The 19144-nt window shown below is 64.0% G+C and carries 21 protein-coding genes; 15 read left to right on the forward strand and 6 right to left on the reverse strand.

The genetic code is table 11. The features are described 5' to 3' along the window. Positions 1-201: 201 nt before the first annotated feature. The 4 genes from lodA to AC4BCN_RS15820 all read left to right on the forward strand — a co-directional run bounded on the left by lodA (position 202) and on the right by AC4BCN_RS15820 (position 5330). The gene (gene lodA / locus AC4BCN_RS15805; protein ID WP_490491185.1) at positions 202-2412 is read left to right on the forward strand and encodes a CTQ-dependent lysine 6-oxidase LodA; all 2211 of its coding nucleotides are present in this window, start codon (positions 202-204) and stop codon (positions 2410-2412) included. Further along, complete coding sequence (locus AC4BCN_RS15810; RefSeq protein WP_490491186.1) at positions 2409-3524, forward strand: tryptophan 7-halogenase; 1116 nt, start codon at positions 2409-2411, stop codon at positions 3522-3524. Before lodA ends, AC4BCN_RS15810 begins: the two co-directional genes overlap by 4 nt. Positions 3525-3769: 245 nt before the next feature. Continuing rightward, positions 3770-4543, forward strand: a complete 774-nt coding sequence (locus AC4BCN_RS15815) for a ferredoxin--NADP reductase (RefSeq protein ID WP_034748152.1) — start codon at positions 3770-3772, stop codon at positions 4541-4543. Positions 4544-4754: 211 nt separating this feature from the next. Beyond that, positions 4755-5330, forward strand: a complete 576-nt coding sequence (locus AC4BCN_RS15820; RefSeq protein WP_128141450.1) for a type 1 glutamine amidotransferase family protein — start codon at positions 4755-4757, stop codon at positions 5328-5330. Here AC4BCN_RS15820 and AC4BCN_RS15825 read toward each other — a convergent pair. The 3 genes from AC4BCN_RS15825 to AC4BCN_RS15835 form a co-directional block, all read right to left on the reverse strand. Beyond that, positions 5327-6772, reverse strand: coding sequence for a serine hydrolase domain-containing protein (locus AC4BCN_RS15825; protein ID WP_490491187.1), 1446 nt, complete (start codon positions 6770-6772; stop codon positions 5327-5329). The genes AC4BCN_RS15820 and AC4BCN_RS15825 overlap by 4 nt on opposite strands. 85 nt (positions 6773-6857) lie before the next feature. After that, positions 6858-7187 (reverse strand): immunity protein Imm33 domain-containing protein, encoded by a 330-nt coding sequence (locus tag AC4BCN_RS15830; protein ID WP_490491188.1) that lies wholly within the window; start codon positions 7185-7187, stop codon positions 6858-6860. 7 nt (positions 7188-7194) lie between these two features. After that, positions 7195-7575, reverse strand: coding sequence for a hypothetical protein (locus AC4BCN_RS15835; RefSeq protein ID WP_490491189.1), 381 nt, complete (start codon positions 7573-7575; stop codon positions 7195-7197). A 302-nt stretch (positions 7576-7877) separates the two neighbouring features. Between AC4BCN_RS15835 and AC4BCN_RS15840 the strand changes: the two genes are divergently transcribed. From AC4BCN_RS15840 to AC4BCN_RS15890, 11 genes are all read left to right on the forward strand, one after another. Next, positions 7878-8066, forward strand: a complete 189-nt coding sequence (locus AC4BCN_RS15840; RefSeq protein WP_034748143.1) for a hypothetical protein — start codon at positions 7878-7880, stop codon at positions 8064-8066. Positions 8067-8290: 224 nt separating this feature from the next. Further along, on the forward strand, positions 8291-8485 hold the full coding sequence (locus AC4BCN_RS15845) for a hypothetical protein (protein ID WP_490491190.1): 195 nt from the start codon (positions 8291-8293) through the stop codon (positions 8483-8485). A 66-nt stretch (positions 8486-8551) separates the two neighbouring features. Further along, a complete protein-coding gene (locus tag AC4BCN_RS15850) occupies positions 8552-9565 on the forward strand; it encodes an ATP-grasp domain-containing protein (protein WP_490491191.1) in 1014 nt (337 codons plus the stop codon). Further along, the gene (locus AC4BCN_RS15855) at positions 9547-10413 is read left to right on the forward strand and encodes an SDH family Clp fold serine proteinase (protein WP_490491192.1); all 867 of its coding nucleotides are present in this window, start codon (positions 9547-9549) and stop codon (positions 10411-10413) included. The genes AC4BCN_RS15850 and AC4BCN_RS15855 overlap by 19 nt, the downstream gene beginning before the upstream one ends. Continuing rightward, complete coding sequence (locus AC4BCN_RS15860; protein WP_139089065.1) at positions 10407-10922, forward strand: MauE/DoxX family redox-associated membrane protein; 516 nt, start codon at positions 10407-10409, stop codon at positions 10920-10922. The genes AC4BCN_RS15855 and AC4BCN_RS15860 overlap by 7 nt, the downstream gene beginning before the upstream one ends. Then, positions 10922-11476: a thioredoxin domain-containing protein gene (locus tag AC4BCN_RS15865; RefSeq protein WP_490491193.1), complete on the forward strand. Its 555-nt coding sequence runs from the start codon at positions 10922-10924 to the stop codon at positions 11474-11476. Before AC4BCN_RS15860 ends, AC4BCN_RS15865 begins: the two co-directional genes overlap by 1 nt. Continuing rightward, positions 11473-13245 carry an ABC transporter ATP-binding protein gene (locus AC4BCN_RS15870; RefSeq protein ID WP_490491194.1) on the forward strand — a complete coding sequence of 591 codons (1773 nt, stop codon included), beginning with the start codon at positions 11473-11475 and terminating at the stop codon, positions 13243-13245. Before AC4BCN_RS15865 ends, AC4BCN_RS15870 begins: the two co-directional genes overlap by 4 nt. Before the next feature lie 10 nt (positions 13246-13255). After that, entirely contained in the window at positions 13256-13657 is a 402-nt protein-coding gene (locus AC4BCN_RS15875; protein ID WP_490491195.1) for a GFA family protein, read from the forward strand. A 160-nt stretch (positions 13658-13817) separates the two neighbouring features. Continuing rightward, a complete protein-coding gene (locus tag AC4BCN_RS15880; RefSeq protein WP_051990946.1) occupies positions 13818-14132 on the forward strand; it encodes a hypothetical protein in 315 nt (104 codons plus the stop codon). A gap of 33 nt (positions 14133-14165) precedes the next feature. After that, positions 14166-14972, forward strand: a complete 807-nt coding sequence (locus tag AC4BCN_RS15885) for an OBAP family protein (protein WP_139089072.1) — start codon at positions 14166-14168, stop codon at positions 14970-14972. A 54-nt stretch (positions 14973-15026) separates the two neighbouring features. Further along, positions 15027-15275, forward strand: coding sequence for a DUF3297 family protein (locus AC4BCN_RS15890; protein WP_010398340.1), 249 nt, complete (start codon positions 15027-15029; stop codon positions 15273-15275). Positions 15276-15340: 65 nt separating this feature from the next. Here the strand turns inward: AC4BCN_RS15890 and AC4BCN_RS15895 are convergent, their stop codons facing one another. From AC4BCN_RS15895 to AC4BCN_RS15905, 3 genes are read right to left on the reverse strand one after another with little or no spacing between them, the layout of a single operon-like run. Continuing rightward, the gene (locus tag AC4BCN_RS15895) at positions 15341-16192 is read right to left on the reverse strand and encodes an HvfC/BufC family peptide modification chaperone (protein WP_490491196.1); all 852 of its coding nucleotides are present in this window, start codon (positions 16190-16192) and stop codon (positions 15341-15343) included. Then, entirely contained in the window at positions 16182-17111 is a 930-nt protein-coding gene (gene bufB / locus AC4BCN_RS15900) for an MNIO family bufferin maturase (protein WP_490491197.1), read from the reverse strand. The genes AC4BCN_RS15895 and bufB overlap by 11 nt, the downstream gene beginning before the upstream one ends. Then, positions 17111-19135, reverse strand: coding sequence for a ferritin-like domain-containing protein (locus tag AC4BCN_RS15905; RefSeq protein WP_490491198.1), 2025 nt, complete (start codon positions 19133-19135; stop codon positions 17111-17113). The genes bufB and AC4BCN_RS15905 overlap by 1 nt, the downstream gene beginning before the upstream one ends. Between the last annotated feature and the right edge of the window lie 9 nt (positions 19136-19144).

The raw sequence follows: 19144 nt of genomic DNA on the forward strand, positions 1-19144 counted from the left end.
TCAGGCGCCAGTACCCTGCTCCATTACGCCTGCGCCTGCCAGGAAATTCCCGAATCGTTGACTTGAGCGCTATCAGAGTGCCGGAATATATTGACGAGCAGTGACAATGGGTGACTTTTTTGTCAATTTTTCTCTGTATCTTTCCCCGTAGCCGCCGCCAGATATGCCACCAGGATTGCCAACCTTTCAGGGGAAAACTTGATGAATAGCACGGAACAGTATTCGATACACCCATCGATCGGCGTTGCCCGCGTGGGCAACAGCCATGATTCGTTTTATCTGGCGCCGGAAACGATCGGCGGGCTGCCGATCGAAGTCGACAGCAATAACGATCCGCAGGTAGTCGATGGCAAGCCGGTCCACGTTGCCCAGTTCAAGGATGCGGCCGGCCGCGTGCGGCGCCAGGCAGCCAGTTTCCGCATTTACAAGACGGTGGCGGGACGTCCCGGCGAAAAAGTCCTCGTCGACCTGCAAGACCCGAGCATTGCCAAAATCGAGTGGACGGTGCACGTGGCAAACAAGAAGGCAGCGTGGTGGAACTTCATTCCCCTGCTGGGCGACTTGATGTTCGGCCCATACAACAGCTATGAAACCTGGGAAAATACGCCGCCCGCCTGGAATCTGACGCCCACGTCATGGACCAATCTGCGCAATGACACCGTCAAGGGAGATGTGGCACGGCAAAAACTGATCGTCGATCCGGGACCGCGCACACTCGATGCGCCGCTGGGCAAGGCACATTTCGACAAGGATGGCGCCGGTTCCTATGCGCACGTCTCCTTCCCCGATCCGCAGGCCATCACGCAAGGCTATCCCGTGCGCACCCTCGGTGAAATGCGCACGGATTCGCGCGGCAACCTGCTGGTGATCGGCGCCTATGGCCGCGCCGGCGGCTCCGAAAGCATCACGGGCTTTGGCGGCGGCGACACGTGGAATGACGACGTGGGCGATGGCCCCGTCAGCGCGACCATCCATTTTACGGATGGCAGCCCGTCCGTGGAACTGAAAGCGTGGGTGGTCATCGGCTCGCCGAAGTTCGCGCCAGAACTGGTGAACATTTCCACCTGGGATGACGTCGTGGCCGACATGGCCATCAAATACAAGAACGCGCTGCCCGAGGCCTACGACACCGCCCGCTGGAGCGGCAGCGAGGGCTGGAATCCCGACTATGTCGTCAATTACGCGCAGGACATCCAGCCATTTCTGGCCAGAATAGGCGATTACCAGTGGGTGGCGACGGTGCCGTCGATGACGGCCTTCATCCGCCCCAACTTTGACGTGGCCGATGCGTCGGAAGCGAACCGGCCGCAGCGCGAAAAATTCTTCAGCTATTTCAGGAAGCCGTCGGCCATCCGGCCCGGCACGGAAGAACAGGCACCGGGATTCACCGGTGGCCAGGGCGGACAATTGTTCAGCGAAGCCACGACGGAAAACCCCGGCGCGGGCATACCGCTGATGCCCTTGAATTCGGGTAGCAATTCCGTGCGCAACAACGTCATCAGCAAATTTTCCGTGCTGACGGATACGCAATACTTTGCCTTGCAGCAATGGGCGGCCGGCAAGTTCGCCGCCGATGCGCCGGGCCTGGCGCTGCCCGGCATCGACCCGCTCGATCAGGCGGCCATCGGCAATTGCGTGGGCGAACCCATGTGCCCTGGCATCGAAGTGACGTGGAGCGTGCGCAATCCCATCATCTACGGGAAACCGTACGCCATCCTGCACCGCGTGGATGCCGACTACGCAAAAAATGGCCTGTCGGCGGGCCGCGACGAGTGCGAACCGCTGGACTGGAACGCCCCGACCGTCGGCACCGGCTGCGAACCGGGCGACCTGACCAAGCGCATGGCCATCCCGTGGCAGGCCGACTTCTATGACTGCTCCGTGCAGATGATTAACTTCGACAATCCGGACCTCGTCAAGAATCCCGACACGCTCATCCCCGTGCCGCCCACCTACTACGCCTACTGGTGGCCGCCGCAAAGCCCGTGGAACGTGATCAACGGCGCCACCACCAAGGAAGAGCAGGCGCTTGCCGGCGTGCCGGCCGGCATGCAGGTGATGTACAGCCGCGGCATGAACAGTTTTTCGCAAATGATCAGCTCCTGGCACTACCTCGGTTTCATCGTGAACCAGAACCAGGATGCCGAATCGGGCCGCCAATACCCGTACTTTGTCGAGAAGGAGCGCAATCACGCCAAGTTCGTGGCCGCCAGCGTCGGGGTCGGCAATGCCAGCAGTTTCATCACGGGCGACGATTCCAACTACCTGCCCGCGTGGTTCCTCAAGGACGAGGATCCGCAGACGGCGCCCGAAAAGGCATCGCAGCTGTTTGCCACCGGCGGCGCGCAAGTGGCCGTGCACGACACGCCGAAGAAAATCCAGCCTGCCAACCGGCGCCGGTTTTCCCATTGAGTGTCACGCCAAACACGTCGTCATCGCGCGATTACGACGTCGTCATTGTCGGCGGCGGTGCCGCCGGCACTGCCGCCGCCCTGACCCTGGCCCGCTACACGGGCTTGCGCATCGCCTTGATGGAAAAGCAGCTGTTCGACGATTACCGGGCTGGCGAAACGGTATCGTCATCCATCTTTTCGATGCTGGACTTCCTGGGCGTGGGCCGCGACCTGCTGGACGGCGCCCAGCTGCCCGCGTTTTCCCACGCGGCCGCGTGGGGCAGCGCGGAGCTGATGTCGCGCGACGCCATCTTCAGCAGCCACGGCCACGGCTTGCACCTGGACCGCAGGCAATACGACGCCATCCTGCTTGAGCAGGCGCGGCTGGCGGGCGTGGACTTGTTGCGCCCTGCGCAACTGGTGCAGCTCGAACACGGCGACCCGTGGCGTCTGCGCGTGGCGAGCGAGGGGCAGGAAACGGACCTGACGGCCCGCTACCTGATCGATTGCAGCGGCAAGCAGGCGGCCATCGTGCGCCAGCGCAAGCGCCCGATCCACACGGAAGACTCGCTGGTGGCGCTGTACGCCTATTATCAGCTGGACGCGCCGCAATTCCTGCCGCACCGCACCCTGGTGGAAACCACGCAGCACGGCTGGTATTACGCGGCGCCCCTGCCTGGCGAGCGCGTGGCGCTGGCCTTCATCACGGATGCCGACATCCTCAAGCGCCTGCGGCTGAAGGAAGCTGCGCCCTGGCGCGAGGCCGGCATGGGCACGCGCCATGTGGGCGATATCCTCGCACGCCTGCCCGCGCCAAGCGCCCTGCGCCATTACGCCATCCACAGCCGGGTGGCGTCGCTGCCGGCCGATGAAAACTGGACGGCGGCGGGCGACGCGGCCGCCTGCTTCGACCCGATCTCGTCGCTGGGCATCGGCCAGGCCATGGCCTCGGGCATCCATGCGGCGCGGGTGGCGGAAGCGTTTCTGGCCGGCGACCGGGGCATGGCGGCGGGCTACCGGCGCAGCGTTTTCGCAGCGTTTGAAACCTATCTGCAGATGCGGCGCGGCTTTTACGGCGCCGAGCAGCGCTGGCGGGAGGCGCCGTTCTGGCAGCGCCGCTCCGCATCCTGACGCCCCCGGCAAAAAAGTGAGCCAGGTCAAGAGAGCGCAGGTCCACGGTCCGTTTCCGGCCCAATTCCAGCCCCGCCTTGCCATTCGCACTATAATGTTGGCACCGCGTGCGGCAGCAATGGCGGCGATAGACGGTAACAATTTCGTGCGGAGGCCGGTACAATAGCGTCTGGGCCTACACAGGGTTTCACTTTTGCCAGCAGTTGCCAGCAACTAACCATTTTTTTGACCAGCCAATAAACACTATGAGTTCGATGAATGAAGAGCGCGTATTAAGCGTGCACCACTGGACGGATACCCTGTTCTCCTTTACCACCACGCGCGACCCGTCGCTGCGTTTCTCGAATGGCCATTTCACCATGATCGGCCTGCGCGTCGACGGCAAGCCTTTGCTGCGTGCCTACAGTATCGCCAGCGCCAATTACGAAGACCATCTGGAATTTTTCAGCATCAAGGTGCCGGGCGGCCCATTGACGTCGCGTTTGCAGCACTTGCAAGTGGGCGACACCGTCATCGTCGGCCGCAAGCCGACGGGCACCCTGGTGTCCGATTACCTGCTGCCAGGCAAGCGCCTGTACATGCTGTCGACGGGCACGGGCCTGGCGCCTTTCCTCAGCATCGTGCGCGATCCGGACATCTACGAGCGTTTCGATCAGCTGATCCTCGTGCACGGCGTGCGCCAGGTCGATGAACTGGCTTACCACGACTTGCTGGAAGAGCATTTGCCGAAGCATGAGTTCCTGGGCGAAATGGTCAGCGACAAGCTGCGCTACTACCCGACCGTGACGCGCGAAGACTTCCGCAACATGGGCCGCATCACCGAACTGATCGAGAACGGCAAGCTGGCCGAAGACTTGGGCGTGCCGGCGCTGAACCCGGCCGAAGACCGCGTGATGATCTGCGGCAGCTCGGACATGCTGCGCGACCTGAAGGAAATGCTGGAAGCGCGTGGCTTCAAGGAAGGCAATACCTCGACGCCTGGCGACTTCGTTGTCGAGCGCGCGTTCGCCGAGAAGTAATCCGCAGCAAACTCGTAGCAAATACAGGGGCCCGGCCCCGCCGCTTCCCGCGGCGGCGCCGGGCCTTTTCATTGCAACTTGTGCCATCAACTTGTGCCATCATTTCCTGCGCGCTCCTGACAGAAATTGTCAGTACTTTTTATTATGATTTCGGCACCAGCTGGCTAGCAAGCCGGTACTATTGATATCTCCACCTGAGACAGGACTTTTCATGACACGTGCCATCACCATTCTGACCGAGAACTTTGCCGATTGGGAAACCGCCCTGCTCAATTCCACGGCGCGCCTGTACTACGGCTTTTACACGCAGTTTGCCACGCCGGGCGGCTTGCCCGTCACCTCGTCCGGCGGCATGCTGGTCACGCCGCAACTGGCGCTCGAAGAAATCGTGCTCGACGAACTCGACTTGCTGATGGTGTGTGGCGGCAGCTTCTGGCAAAGCGGTAAGGCGCCCGATCTGGGCCCGCTGCTGCGCGCGGCCCGCGACAAGGGCGTGGTGCTGGCCGGCATTTGCGACGGCACGCGCGTGTTGGCGCAGGCGGGCGTGCTCGACACCGTGCGCCACACCTCGAATTCGGCCGAGAACCTGACGGATACGGGCTATGCGGGTGCGGCCCTGTACCAGGACGTGCCGTGGGCCGTGGGCGACCAGCGGGTCATCACGGCACCGGGCACGGCGCCCGTCACCTTCACCAGGGAAGTCTTGCGCGCCCTCGGCATAGACGATGAGAATCTGGCCGCTTACCTGGCCATGCATGGGTCAGAGCACGGCCAGGCAGCCCGCTAATCGGCACCCAGCACGCGCAGGCGCGCCACGGCGTGCGCATTGCCCGGGTCCAGTTCCAGCGAACGGCGGTAATGCGTGACAGCCAGCGCCTTGGCGCCGTCCGCCTCGCAGGCTTCGGCCAGGCTGTCGTGGCCATTCGCCCCTTGCGGGTACAGTTGCACACCCAGCTGGAAGACGGCCACGGCCTGTTTCGGCTGCTGCCGGCCCAGCAGGCGGTAGCCCCAGGCATTCAGGTCGTCTTCCGTGGGTTCCGGCAAGCCGTGCTGGCGCAGGATGGCCGCCAGTTTCTTGTCCAGCCCGTCGAAACCGGCGCTGGCCGCCTGCTTGCGCAGCAAGTGCGCGGCATACGCGCCGCCGCGCTGCTGGCGCAGGGCGGGAAGATAGAAGCCGGCGACGGTATCGATCAGCTGTTCCGGCTGGCCGCCGGCCAGGTTGCTGAGGATAATGACGGCCAGACCATCGTTCGGATACACATAAAAGGCCGAACGGCCACCGCCGATGCCGGCCACGGCGCGGTGGCCATCGCGGCCGATGGTGGGCCAGCCCAGCGCCCACGGCGCCGGCTTGCCGTCATTCAGGCTGGTCGGCTGCCACAGCCGTTCCAATCCCGCGGGCGCCAGCAAGCGTCCCGACTGCAGCGCGATGAGCCAGTTGGCCAGTTCGCCCGCATTGCTGTTGATGCCGGCCCCGGCGCGCATGTATACGGGAAAGTCTTCGATCACGTTGCGGTAGCCGTTGCCGCCCCGGCCCAGCACGTAGGAACTGGCCTTGTTGGCAACCACGTCCTTCGCGTCGCCAAAGCCGCTGTGCCGCATGCCGGCCACGTCAAACTGCCGGCGCTGGATAAAAGTAGTAAAGGGCTGGCCGCCTAGCCGCTCGATCAATTGCGCCAGCAACACATAATTGGTCTGGTTGTAGCGGTAGCGCTGGCCTGGCGGGGCTTCCACGGCCAGCGCCTGCACGGCTGTCCACGCCGCATCGGCGTCGTCCGGCAGCGGCCCCACCAGCTTGCCGCTGCGCTGGTCCAGCACGTCGGGCAAGCCCGAGGTATGGTTGAGCAATTGCGTCACCGTCACGGCTCGCCAGGCGACAGGCAAGTCCGTCAGGTACTGGCCAATCGGTGCGGCCAGGTCAACCTTGCCCTCTTGCACCAGTTGCATCACGGCCACGCCCGCAAACGCTTTCGTTGCCGAATTGATGGAAAACAGGCTCGTGTCCGTCACGGGCACCTGGTATTGCAGGCTGGCCAGGCCAAAGTTGCGCTTCAGCACAACCTTGCCATGCTGTATCACGGCCAGTTGCAGCCCTGGAATCTGGCGCTCCTGCATTTCGCTGCGTACGAAGGCGGCAATATCGTGTTCGGCACGCGATGCCTGCGCATGGCTGGCGGGAACGGCGGCAAGCGCCATGACGAGCAGGACGGACGGGAGGCGTGGCTTCACGATGCGGCTTTCGGCAGGAGAAAACGGAACCGCAGCATCCCATACCTATTTGTCAACGTCAACGACAATCTTGCCAGTCAGAAAGTTACTCGTCCAGCCACACATCCTCGTACCCTTCGCGGTCGAGAATGAACCTGGCACCGCTGGGCAAGGCCAGGTAATCGACCACCTGCGGCAGCATCTCGTGCAGGTGTTCCGCATGCAGGGGCTGGTAAAAGCCGCTGGCGTCGTCGTGTTCGCCGCAGTGGATGAACCAGCTGATGGTGCCGTTTTCCGGCAACTCGATGCGTGTGCCGTAGATCGGCGACTGCGCCAGGCTGCCGATGGCCAGGGCCACCATGGGCTCGGGCGCTTGCGCCGGCAAGCCGAATTTGTCGCAGATGCGCTGCTGTTTTTCGCTGATCAGTTCAGTCATTGTTTCTTCAGGATCCGATGTAGCGGTAATGGAGACGCAGCGCGCCATCGTGGCCAGACATTTCCAGGTGCAAGATCGCTTCGCCGGGCTTGCCATCGGCCAGCAGCCGGCATTCCAGGCCCAGCGACCCGACGTCGGTGGCATACACGTCGACGGGGAGACGGCCGCCCTTGCCCGGCACGAAGGCTTGCGCCAGCGGCGCCAGTGACAATGCCTGGTCCGCCGCAAAATAGCTGTCGAGCATTTCGATGATCTCGTCGGCCACGCCCGGCGACAGCCCCCAGTCGCGTTGCAGCGCAACAGGATCGCGCCCGTCGAGCGTCTGCACGAAGGCCGCTGCCTGCGCGTATGCCAGCTGACGCAGGCTGTCGGTAATGGCCCTGTCCATGCTGCGATTCCTGCCTCGTCTATTCACCAGGCGCCATTATAGTGCGTGGCCGCGCGCCTAGGCTATCCGTTTGCCATCCATAATCAAACGGCTTTCCGCTCATTTAAAATTCCATGCTTATTGTTTATCGCACTGCAATAATATAAATGGACCGCGTGATATTTTGTGAGTATTCCTAAAAGATAATCTCGAATACGATTGATTTTCAATTGACGCTTATTTATTTCGGCGCTAATATCGAATGGCCATATACCATGGCATACAGCGCAGGCCGTACTTAACCATCACAAGAGGATAGTACAATGCAAAATCAAACCAAATTGTTTGCGTTCAAACTGGCTGAAAAACAGGTACAAAAACAGGCGGCGCCCGCCACTGCCTGGAAAGTGCGCGACGGCGTCGCCGTGGCTGGCTGCACCGCCGTCGGCACCCATGATCAATATCGCGACTCTTCGCGTCTCAGGCCGAACGACAGCGGCCAGTATTGCTGATCTTCACAGCACCCTGGAACCTCGCCCCTGGCGGGGTTTTATTCCAATCCCGACTTGATAAATTGGCGCCAATTGCGACGCAGTATATTTCTGCGCGCGGCATTCATAATAAATACCAACATTAACTGATTCTTTATCGATGAAGAATTTTAAAATCCGGCATTTAAAAACCGGCGCCACTGGATATTCAATAAGCGGTACTTAACCACGACAAGAGGATGACAATGCAAAAACAGAATCAAACCAAGCTGTTTGCTTTCAAACTGGCGGAGAAAAAGGCAGACAAGGAAGTCAAGCAACCATGGCAGGTGCGCGATGGCGTAGCCGTGGCCGGCTGCACGTATTACGGCGATCCGGAAGATTACAATCTGCGCGACAGTTCGCGTTTTTCCCCAAACGATACGGGCGTGTATTGCTGATACCTTAGCCAACTGAAGGCCTTGCCACGGCAAGGCCTTTTACTTTCCTTCGCCGCAGGCCCCTGAATGCATAAAAAGGTATTGATTATCAGCCATAGCGGCGATCTGCACGCCGACCTGGTTTCCCCTATCCTGGCCGAGCGCGGCCATGCCCCCTTCCGTATCGATCTCGACGCCTTTCCCCGCGATTACCAGCTGTGCCAGCGTCTGCTGGACGGCCGCGCCAGCGCGCGCCTGCGCCGTTTGCCCGATGGCGACTGGATAGATTTGCAGCAAGTGGGTGCCGTCTGGCTGCGCAAGCCGGCCGACTATGCCTACGCCAGCGCCGACCTGACGCCGCAGGAACGCGCCTACGCCCAGCTGGAAACGGAGCAAGCGATCTTCAGCGTACTGTACGGACTCGATTGTTACTGGCTCAGCCATCCGCAGGCCCTGCGCAGCGCCCAATGGAAAGGCGAACAGCTGGCGCGGGCCGCGCGCATGGGTTTTCGCGTGCCCGCCACCGTGATTACCAACGTACCCGACGACGTGCGCGCTTTCCGCGCCACCGTCGGCGGCCCCATCATTTTCAAATCCATGTCCACGCCCAGCCTGGCCGCCGAAGCCGTCGAGGACGTGGACAGGGTCAGCGCCGGCCTCGGCACCACCATCGTCGACGACGCCATGCAGGACAGCCTGGACGCCGTCAGCGAGCTGAGCTGCCAATTCCAGGAATATATCGCCAAGCAATATGAATTGCGGGTCACCGTAATCGGCAAGCAACTGTTTGCCGCGCGCCTGTATTCGCAGGACGATGCGCGCACGGCCATCGATTCACGCGACATGTCGGCCCCCATCCGCTATGAAGCCTGCACCTTGCCCGATGACATACGGCAGCGCTGCCTCGCTTTCGTGCACAGCTATGGGCTCGAGTATGGCGCGCTGGACCTCATCGTCACGCCCGAAGGCGAATATGTTTTCCTGGAAAACAATCCTGTTGGGCAATTTCTGTATGTGCAACAACTGGTGCCCGCCTTGCCCCTGCTGGAAAGCGTGGCCACTACCCTGATCGAAGGAGTCTTATGCCGCAGCCAGACCTGAACCAGATTCCCCACCAGCTGCGCGAACTGGAGCTGGCACGCGATAGCCGCGCCATCGTCCTGGCCGCCTCGCACCTGGACATGGAACTGCTGCCCGCCCTGTATGAACTGTGCCAGGGCATCGGCCCCGTGGCGCGCCTCGACGTGGTGCTGCACGGCCGCGGCGGCATCGTCAACGCGGCGCGGCGCATCGCCCTTCTGCTGCGCCAGCATGCGCGCCACCTGAGCTTTATCGTGCCCTTCCACTGCCAGTCGGCCGCCACCTTGCTGGCCCTGGGCGCCGATGAGATCATCGCCGGCGACCTCGCCCTGTTCTCGCCCATCGACCCGCAGCTCGATGGCGCCGACGGCGGCTCCATGTCCAGCCTGGACATCAAGGTGTTTGGCGACATGGCGCAGCAGTGGTTCGGCGTCGATGCGGCCGAGGCGCGCCAGCAATCGCTGTCCTTGCTGTGCGGCAGCATCTTCCCCCCTTCCCTGACGGCCTTTTACCGCACCACGCTGGAGCTGGCGCAGATCGGCGAGGAATTGCTGGCCTGGCAATTGCCCGATGCCACGCCAGAAGCGCGGCGCGCCATTGTCGCGCAACTGGTGACCGGGTACCACTCGCACAACTATGCGTTGACGCGCGAAGAGCTGGCGCAGCTGGGCTTGAACATGGCCCGCGATGTCCACGCCGAACGGCTGGGCTGGGCCATCTCGACGCAGTTGCAATCGAGCATAGGCGGCGCCCTGCGCAGCGCGCCCGACGAGCCGTGGAACGATGCCCTGCTGGCGTCGCGTGACGGCGTGCAGCTGCGGCGCCAGCGTCCGGGCGGCTTCGCGCCGCTGTGGAGCACACAATGCTGACATCTCTCACGTTTTTGTCCGATATCGCGCGCTATGTCATCGCCTTGCTGCTGCTGGCGGCCAGCGTAGGCAAACTGCGTAGCTACGGGGACTTTCGCGGCAACCTGTCCACTTCGTTCGGCGTGGCGCCCGCTGCCGCCAAAGCGGCTGCCCCGGCCCTGGTGACGGCGGAACTGCTGCTGGCCGGCTGGCTGCTGGCGGGCGGCACGCAGCTGCCGATGCTGCTGTCGCTCGTGCTGCTGAGTACCCTCACGGCCGTGCTGGCCTGGCGCTACTTCACGCACAGCGTGGTGCGCTGCAGCTGCTTTGGCGAAGCGGCGCGGCCCGTGTCGCAGTACGACCTGCTGCGCAACGTGCTGGCGGTCGGCATCAACGGTGCCTATTTCGCATTTGAGCAGACGGCATCCCTGCCCGTCGCCACCTCGGTCCTGGCCGCCGGACTGGCGGCCATCGTCTGCGTGGCCGTCATTTCCCTGCACGACATCGCCACTCTGGCAAAGGCCGGCTGATGGATGATACGACCGTGCAACTGGCGCTGGCGGCGCTGGCGTTCGCTCTCGCCGGCAATATCTGGCTGACCCTGGCCGTGCTGCGCGCCAGCCGCCGCGAACGCATCGCACCCACGGCGCTGGTGCCGGGCGAGCCCCTGCCGGCAGTGCAAGCCCGTCCACTGGCTGGCGGCGCGCGTTTCCAGCCGGGCGCCGCGGGCCAGGCGGCCGTGCTGCTGTTCCTGGCCAGCCGCTGTCCGAAATGCGCGGAAAAGCTGGCCGGCATCGAACAGTTGCTGCCGCTGGCGCGCGAGGCCGGTCTGGCCCTGTGGCTGGTCAGCGAAGAGCCGGCCCGCCGGCTGCGCACGTTTCTGCCCAGCAGCATCTTGCGGGAAGCCACGGCGCGGCTGACGCTGCGCGATTACCGGCGCGTGAACCCGCTGATGAGTTCGCCTTCCTATGTGTTCGTCAATCACGAGGGCACGGTGGAAGCAGCCGGCCTGATCGGTGATGAAGACTGGCTGGCCCTGGCCGAACAATTGAACGCCGAACCGTCGCAGGAGCGCGCCGCATGAACCATGTAAACATCGGCCCCCATCTGGAACGCCTGCGCCTGCTGTACGCGGTGCGCTGGCGCATCGCCGCCGGCCTGCTGTGCATGGCCCTTACCGTGGGCGCGCAACTGGCCTTTCCGCAAGCCATCGCGTATTTCATCGATAACGTGACGGAACTGACGCGGCGCGGCGTCGCGCCGGGCATGGTGGCGGCCATGCTGGCCTTCAGCCTGCTGTATGCGCTGGCCTCTGCCGCCCGCTTCTACCTGCTGCAATCGGGCGGCCACATGATCGTCATGGGCGTGCGCCGGCGCCTGTTCGACGTGGTAATCAATCAGCCCATCGCCTTTTTCGACAAGCACCATGGCGGCGAGCTGAACAGCCGGCTCACGTCCGACGTGTCGGCCCTGCATGAAAGCCTGACGATCGGCGCGGCCAATGCCTTGCGCTCGCTGTGCGTGTTTTTGGGCGGCATCGCCATGCTGCTGCATCTGTCGCCCATGCTGAGCTTGCCGCTGGCCCTGTTCATTCCCATCAGTCTGTATCTGGGCAAGTTATCAGGCAGTAATTACCGGCAGCGCGCGCGGGCCATTTCCGCCACCCTGGCCGCCAGCGGCAAGGTGGCGCAGGAATACTTTGCCCATGCGCGCCTGGTGCAGGCGTTCAACCAGCAAGGCGGCGCCATGGCCCGCTACGCGCAAGCGATGCGCGAGCTGCTGGGCGTGTCCCTGGCCGGCACGCGGCTGCTGGCCGTGTTCCAGGGCGCGCAAGGCTTGCTCGCCTTCGTTGCCCTGCTGACCACCTTGTGCTTCGGCGCCCACCTGATCGGCCAGGGCCGCTTGAGCGTGGGCGAGCTGACGGCCTTCGTCATCTATGCCAGCATGGTGACGGACACGGCCGGCTCCATCAGCGAATTCTGGAACACGTGGATGCGCACGATGGGCTCGACCGACCGCATCTTCGAGATCCTGCGCAGCCACCGCGCCGTGCCCGAAGCGGCGCCGCAACCGCCGCTGGCCGGCCATATCGCACTGCGCGACGTGCGTTTTTCCTACCCCGAGCGCACCCAAGTGACGGCCCTCGACGGCGTCAGCCTGTCCATCCGCGCGGGCGAAAAAATCGCCCTGGTCGGCGCTTCGGGCGCGGGCAAGTCCACCATCGCCAGCCTGGTGCTGGGCCACTACCAGATAGACGCGGGCAGCCTGCAGTTCGACGGCATCGATGCGCACGTGCTGGGCGTGACGCAGCTGCGGCGGCAGATGGCCGTGGTGGAACAGGAACCGGCCCTGTTTTCCGGCAGCATCGCCGACAATATCGCCTTTGCCGTGCCGGACCGGGTCGTGGCGCACGAAGCGATGGTGGCGGCGGCGCGCCTGGCGCATGCCCATGATTTCATTGCGGCCTTTCCGGACGGCTACGAGACCCTCGTCGGCGAACGGGGCGTGCAATTGTCCGGCGGACAGAAGCAGCGCATCGCGATTGCCCGCGCCATCCTGCGCGCGCCGAAAATCCTCGTCCTGGACGAAGCGACGAGCGCGCTCGATGCCGCCAGCGAACAGCAGGTGCAGCTCGCGCTCGATACCCTGATGCAAGGATGCACCACCATCATCATCGCCCACCGTTTTTCGACGATTGTGAAAGCGGACCGCATCATCGTCATGGACAAGGGCCGGATTTGCCAGCAAGGCACGCACGCCGAGCTGCTGCGCGCGGGCGGCCAGTATGCGCGGCTGATGCAGCAGCAGCTGTCGCAATTCCAGCAGTTGCATGACAGTACGGCAACCCTGTAAAGTGGCCCAGATGAAAAAAACCTACCATGGCAGTTGCCACTGCGGCGCCGTGCGCTTTGCGGCCCAGATCGACCTGGCGGCCCCCAGCCTGCGCTGCAACTGTTCCTACTGCCTGAAAATCCGCTGCTGGGCCAGCCTGGTCCCGCCTGCGGATTTTCGCCTGCTGGCCGGTGAAGGCGGACTGAGCGAATACCGCTTCGGCGAGCGCCGCGAACGCCATTATTTTTGCCGCCATTGCGGCGTGCGCCCGTTCGGCCGCGGCGATTCGCCCCGCAGCGGCCCGTTCGTCGGCATCGGCGTCAACTGCCTCGATGACGCCTCGGCGGCCGAGCTGGCGCAAGTGCCCGTCACCTTTGTCGATGGCCGGCATGACGAGTGGGATGCGCCGCCGCAGGAAACGCGGCATCTGTAGTAGCAATCTAGAAATGGTTGTCATCCACCACGGAGTTTTCCTACGTGGCGACAAGTCGTGTCCCTATGGCTAAGCCCGACGCAGGCAGCGAGAATGGTCTCAACGGTGCAGCCAATGTTGAACCGGATGATTACGCAAACCAACCATAGGGGACATGACCATGACTTCGAACAGCAACGACAAATCGGGCGGCCAATCGGACAAACAGCAATCGGGCCAATCGGGCAGCCAGCAGTCGGACAAACAGTCCGGCACCCGCCAATCGTCGGGCGGTACCCAGGGCGGCACGCACGAGCAGCATGTCGAGGCAGGCCGCCAAAGCCACAAGAATGACGGCGACAAGCAATCGGGCTCGCAGCAATCGGGCCAACAGTCGGGCCAGCAATCGGGTTCCGGCACCGGCACGCGCGGCGGCACGCATGAGCAGCACGTGGAAGCGGGACGTCAAAGCCACAAGAATGACGACAAATCCTGATCCCGGTGGCATGGCCCGATGCGCCTTCTTGATATGAAAGCACTGACGGCCATGCTGTGCGCCGGGCTGGCCATCGGCCTTGCCGCCTGCGGCGCCAGGAATACGGCATCAAACGTGGAGGCTCCGGGCGCACCGGCCGGGGTCTCCACGCGCGTGCTGGACGCGGGTGCCGACGCATTGCAAGCCCGGCCGCCGATTGCGGCGCTGAACGCCTATCTCGATGGTTTTCATTTCTACAATGGCAATCTGCGCGGCCAGATGGAAGCGCACCATTATTGCGCCATCGTCAATGAAGAGCTGATCCAATGCGTGATCTACGATGGCAATGTCAAAGATGCCAAGCTGATGGGCGTCGAATATATCGTCAGTGCGAGGCTGTACCAAGGTTTGCCTGCGGCGGAAAAAGCGCTGTGGCACAGCCATGTCCATGAAGTCAAATCAGGCCAGCTGATCGCCCCCGGCATTCCCGCCGTGGCCGAGAAGGCCTTGATGCAAAAACTCGTCGCCACGTATGGCAAGACCTGGCATACGTGGCACACGGATGTACACAAGACCTTGCCCCTGGGCGTGCCGCAACTGATGATGGGTTTTACGGCCGATGGCCAGGCCGACGCCGCCATGGTTGCCGCGCGCGACCGCCGTTTCCGCATCGATTCGGCCGAAAAACGCCGGCAGCGGGCCGATATCGCCGCGCCCGCCATCATAGACGGGGCCGATGCCTGGCAGCACGGCACGACCATCCAGCTGGCCGACCCGACCGGAACGCAGCACGGTTCCTCATTACCACCGTCACCGTCCACGCACACGGCCGAACCCGCCATTTCGCGTCCAGCCAGATAGCCGGCACGCGAAAGGCCGTTGTCTGGAACCGCATTCTGGGCGATAATGACGGCCATGAACGATACCACCACCTTACCCCCATTGCCCGATCGCCTGTCGATCGACCCCAGCAGCCCTTATCACGTTGCAGCCGTGTTCGAGAACGACGTCGGCATCCGCTTCAACGACAAGGAACGTCTTGACGTGGAAGAATATTGCATCAGCGAACGCTGGATCAAGGTCGCTTCCACCAAGTCGCTCGACCGCCGCGGCCGTCCGCTGCAGATCAAGCTCAAGGGCAAAGTCGAAGCGTTTTACCGTTAAGTAATACTTGCACTGAGCATCGAGGCCGATTTTCATCGGCCTTTTTTGCGTCCGCCGCCGTCCGCTCACGCATTGCTGGTGACCAGCCCGGCCGCAGCCGCCATGGGCAGCCACAGCATCGTGTCGGCCAGCACTTCGTCCGGCTCCCTGCCACTGGACTGCGCCGCCTGCCGCGCGCATTGCGCCAGCGGCGCGCCGCCGGCCAGCGCCTGCAGGCAGTAAAACTGCCACGGCTGCAACTCCTGCATGGCAAGCCGGTAATGCAGGCGCGAAATGGCGACAAAGGCAGGACTGGCATCCGGCTGTGCCGGCACGGCGTCGTCGGGCGCGGCTTGCGCCTGCTGCCAGTAGGCGCACAGGGGGAACGACAGCGCCAGCAGCCGCGTGCACGGCGCCAGACGCCAGGCCGGTGCCATTCCCAACATCAAGTCCAGGCCGGAAGGCAACAGGGGCGGCGCCAGCTTTTCCAGCCCCGGCGCCCTGCCCACCTCGCTGCGCGCCCGCTCCAGCTGCGCCAGTTCGACGGCAAAGCGCAAGGCGTCTCCCTGTGCCCCGGCGCCACGCTGGCTGGCGGCGAGAAAATCGGCAAAACCGCCGCCCAGCTCATACAAGGTGGGCGAAGCGGATGGGTGGCGCCAGACATAGGCGCGGGCAAAGAAGGCGAACAGCTCGCCACCCATGACCTTGCGCAAGACGGGATAGTCGGCCTGCAGGCATTCGAGCAGGCGCTGCACGTAGCCGTCCGCATGGATGTGCAGCGGTGCCGGCCCGCCCCGCGCCCGTTTCAACACTTGCTCCTGCGTCAGGCCGTGGCGCTCGCTGGCCAGCTGCGCGCCGTGCACGGCGCCGCCGGGCGCTGTCATGGCCGTCAGGAACCAGGCCTGCAATTGCGCCAGCGGTGCGCCGTTACCGCGCATGGGCAGCCTCCAGGTGAAAGCCCAGCGGCGTCGAGACGGCGGCGGCCACCTTGGCTGGCTGGGCGTCCGTAAATTCGCCCCGCACCGCCGCGCGCGCCTTGTCCAGTTCGGCCAGCAGTTGCGGATACGGGGGAATCTCCGCATCCCATTCCAGCAAGGCCGACACGCCGCCCGTCATCTGCTGCGCCAGCGCGTACAGGCGCCAGACGGCGGCCGGCACGGGCGCATCGTGGGTATCGATCAGCATGGCGCCGCAGACGGTCGGCCCGGCCAGGTGGATCTGCACGATGTGGTCGTGCGGCAACTGGCGGATGTAGGCGGCCGCATCATAGCCGTGGTTATGCGCGCTGACGTGGACATTATTGACGTCGAGCAATAGCCCGCAGCCCGTGTCCTCGGCCAGGCGCCCCAGGAATTCCCATTCCGGCATGCTGGACTGGGCAAACTCCACATAGGTGCTGGGGTTTTCCAGGATCAGGGGACGTCCGAGGAATTCCTGCACCTGCCGCACGCGCACGCCCACGTGGCGCAGGCTGGCTTCGTCCAGCGGCAGCGGCAGCAGGTCGTGGCTGTTGAGCGAAGCGGCGCCCGTCCAGCACAGATGGTCGGAAATCCACGCGGGCCGGATCTCGGCGGCCAGCTGGCGCAGCTTGCGCAGGTAGGCCAGGCTCAGGGGATCGCTGCTGCCGATCGACAGCGACACGCCATGCATGACGATGGGCACCTGCGCCGCCACCTGCTCGAGCACGTGGCGCGCATAGCCGTGGTTGTCGATGAAATTCTCGCTGATGATCTCGAACCAGTCCACCTGCGGCCCGTGGCGCAGGATGTGCTCGTAGTGCGGCGGGCGCAGCCCCACGCCCAGGCCCAGGTTCGGCAGGCCCAGGCGCGGCCGCGCCTCGTGCAGGATGCCCCGCATCAGGTCGACGGCGGCAAGGCCAGGCGCAGGTCGGTGGGCGCCGGCGGCGCTCCCACCGGCGTGCCGCGCGCCGCCATCACCTTGCCGTAGGCTTCCCAGGCCTTGTCGTAGACATTGTCGCCCAGCGCAAAGCTCATCGTCTGGCCCAGCGGCTTGCTGCGGTGCTCGGGCGCGGGGCCGAAATCGTACAAGGTCATGGTGGCGGGCTCGGGCGGTTCCTTGCCCGTGGTGTTCGGATACAGCTGCGAGGCCGAAATCGGCACGGCGCAGCCGCCGAAGCTCGCGCATTTGTTGTCGCTGGGCGCACTGTAGACTTTATCGTCCGCCGGCGGGGGTGGCGGCACGTAACATGGCGAGCCCGGCGCTGCGGCGGCCTTGACCGAGTGGCCGCAGGACGATCCGCCCGTATCGGCCTGGGCAAAGCCGCAGCCGCCCTGAGCGTGGCAGCCATTGGAGCCGCGGCACGTATGGTAGACGGCCAGCGCGGCGCAGGTGGACGATGCTTCGCCCTCGAGGTGCATGCCCTGGCAAGCGTGGTACAGCACGCTCTTGTCGGCCAGCGGCACGCCCGTCGCCAGGTTGGGCGCCTGGCCCAGTACGGCCCAGCAAATGGCCATGCGGTCGCCCGCGCCCACCATCGACGGATACGGGAAGTCCAGTTGCTGGTTCAGCCAGTACTGGTCCAGTACGGAAGTGATGCCGTAGATGGCGCCCGTGGCCACCGTGCTCAGCATTCCTAGGGTGCCGCTGGTATCCTTCAGGCGGTTCAGGGCGCCCGCCACGTCGGCCGGCGCGGGGATGTTCTTCGGCGCGGTGGCCGGGTTGTAGCGCTCGTTGGTCAGCATGGCCTCGCTCCAGCGCTGGCCTTCCCTGTGCCAGCCGGCCCAGGTCTTCACGGGCAGCATGGACTTGACTTGGCCGAAGCGCTCGTAATGGTCGAACGGGGCGCTGTCGTGGCGCGCCTGGGCGTCGCGCGATTCGGCCTCCTTGCCATTGTTCGTGTAGGACGGGTAATCGCACTGCAAGGCGGCCAGGTCTTCGCGGTAATCGGGCTGCACGGCCATCAGACGCTGCGCCGCTTCGCGCCGATAGCGCTGGATGGCCGCTTCGCTGCCCTCACCCTGGTCCGTGATGGCCGCCATCATGTCGATGGCCTTGTTGAACGAACCCGTCTGGCCGCCATCCTGGTCCTGCGGGCTGAAGCAGGTATCGAAGCGGGGAAATTCCGCCCGCGCATGACCCTGGACCCGGCTATTGAACATGTCTTGCTGCACCGAGCCGTTGACGAACAATTTTTGCCACAGGGTCTGGCCATCCGTGTATTCGATGCTGATGTAGCGCGCATAGCATTCGTACATATAGCCGATGGTGCCGAACAGGGGCAGATCGTGCACGTGCTTGCCCGGCGTCCAGCCCGGCAGCGGCACCTCGGGGAAGTATTTCGTGTGGTCCTGGCTGTCGAACTCGGCCAGCTGGGCGCGCGCCTGCGCCTCGGGCTGCTCGATGGCGAGGAACAGGTCGCACTGGTTGTCGTTCAGTTCTTCCAGGTTGACGCGCACGTGGCGGTAGCCGGACGTGTCCTGCAAGTCGACGATGTGCGGGATCACGGTGCAGTGCTCGCCGTAGCAGGTCCAGCCGTGGTCCTGCGATTGCAGCTCCGACCCCGTGAAGCATGGCGCCGTGCCGATGGCCGTGGCCAGGTTGGCCGCCATCTGCAGGTGCAGCATTTCCTGGATGAAGACGCTGAAGATGATATTGAAGGCTTTCTGCTCGGCCAGTTCGGGGCGGGCCGTCGTGCCCATGCCCGGCCACTGGCGGCCTTCGTAATAGGTGATGCCTTTCGAGTTGATCTGGTGCGTGCCCTGGATCGAATACATGGTGGCCATGTACAGGGGAATGGTGAACAGCTCCACGCTGACGGCCGCCTGGGCGATGGCGCGCACGGCCGCCGTGTCGGTGGCCAGCATGTCAAGCGGACGGTTGCTGATGGCGGGCTGGGTGCTTCCTAAAACGGGCATTTTCATTCTGTCTCT

The organism is Janthinobacterium sp. Bl 1 (assembly GCF_058215535.1).

What these genes read in the sequence shown, in the direction of transcription:
- AC4BCN_RS15890 (WP_010398340.1), top strand. Translation starts at nt 15,027, where the DNA reads ATGAACGATACCACCACCTTACCCCCATTGCCCGATCGCCTGTCGATC.
- AC4BCN_RS15835 (WP_490491189.1), bottom strand. Translation starts at nt 7,575, where the DNA reads ATGGACAGGGCCATTACCGACAGCCTGCGTCAGCTGGCATACGCGCAG.
- AC4BCN_RS15860 (WP_139089065.1), top strand. Translation starts at nt 10,407, where the DNA reads ATGCTGACATCTCTCACGTTTTTGTCCGATATCGCGCGCTATGTCATC.
- AC4BCN_RS15895 (WP_490491196.1), bottom strand. Translation starts at nt 16,192, where the DNA reads ATGCGCGGTAACGGCGCACCGCTGGCGCAATTGCAGGCCTGGTTCCTG.
- AC4BCN_RS15865 (WP_490491193.1), top strand. Translation starts at nt 10,922, where the DNA reads ATGGATGATACGACCGTGCAACTGGCGCTGGCGGCGCTGGCGTTCGCT.
- AC4BCN_RS15870 (WP_490491194.1), top strand. Translation starts at nt 11,473, where the DNA reads ATGAACCATGTAAACATCGGCCCCCATCTGGAACGCCTGCGCCTGCTG.
- AC4BCN_RS15880 (WP_051990946.1), top strand. Translation starts at nt 13,818, where the DNA reads ATGACTTCGAACAGCAACGACAAATCGGGCGGCCAATCGGACAAACAG.
- AC4BCN_RS15830 (WP_490491188.1), bottom strand. Translation starts at nt 7,187, where the DNA reads ATGACTGAACTGATCAGCGAAAAACAGCAGCGCATCTGCGACAAATTC.
- AC4BCN_RS15820 (WP_128141450.1), top strand. Translation starts at nt 4,755, where the DNA reads ATGACACGTGCCATCACCATTCTGACCGAGAACTTTGCCGATTGGGAA.
- AC4BCN_RS15875 (WP_490491195.1), top strand. Translation starts at nt 13,256, where the DNA reads ATGAAAAAAACCTACCATGGCAGTTGCCACTGCGGCGCCGTGCGCTTT.
- bufB (WP_490491197.1), bottom strand. Translation starts at nt 17,111, where the DNA reads ATGCGGGGCATCCTGCACGAGGCGCGGCCGCGCCTGGGCCTGCCGAAC.
- AC4BCN_RS15855 (WP_490491192.1), top strand. Translation starts at nt 9,547, where the DNA reads ATGCCGCAGCCAGACCTGAACCAGATTCCCCACCAGCTGCGCGAACTG.
- AC4BCN_RS15850 (WP_490491191.1), top strand. Translation starts at nt 8,552, where the DNA reads ATGCATAAAAAGGTATTGATTATCAGCCATAGCGGCGATCTGCACGCC.
- AC4BCN_RS15840 (WP_034748143.1), top strand. Translation starts at nt 7,878, where the DNA reads ATGCAAAATCAAACCAAATTGTTTGCGTTCAAACTGGCTGAAAAACAG.
- lodA (WP_490491185.1), top strand. Translation starts at nt 202, where the DNA reads ATGAATAGCACGGAACAGTATTCGATACACCCATCGATCGGCGTTGCC.
- AC4BCN_RS15815 (WP_034748152.1), top strand. Translation starts at nt 3,770, where the DNA reads ATGAGTTCGATGAATGAAGAGCGCGTATTAAGCGTGCACCACTGGACG.
- AC4BCN_RS15845 (WP_490491190.1), top strand. Translation starts at nt 8,291, where the DNA reads ATGCAAAAACAGAATCAAACCAAGCTGTTTGCTTTCAAACTGGCGGAG.
- AC4BCN_RS15905 (WP_490491198.1), bottom strand. Translation starts at nt 19,135, where the DNA reads ATGAAAATGCCCGTTTTAGGAAGCACCCAGCCCGCCATCAGCAACCGT.
- AC4BCN_RS15885 (WP_139089072.1), top strand. Translation starts at nt 14,166, where the DNA reads ATGAAAGCACTGACGGCCATGCTGTGCGCCGGGCTGGCCATCGGCCTT.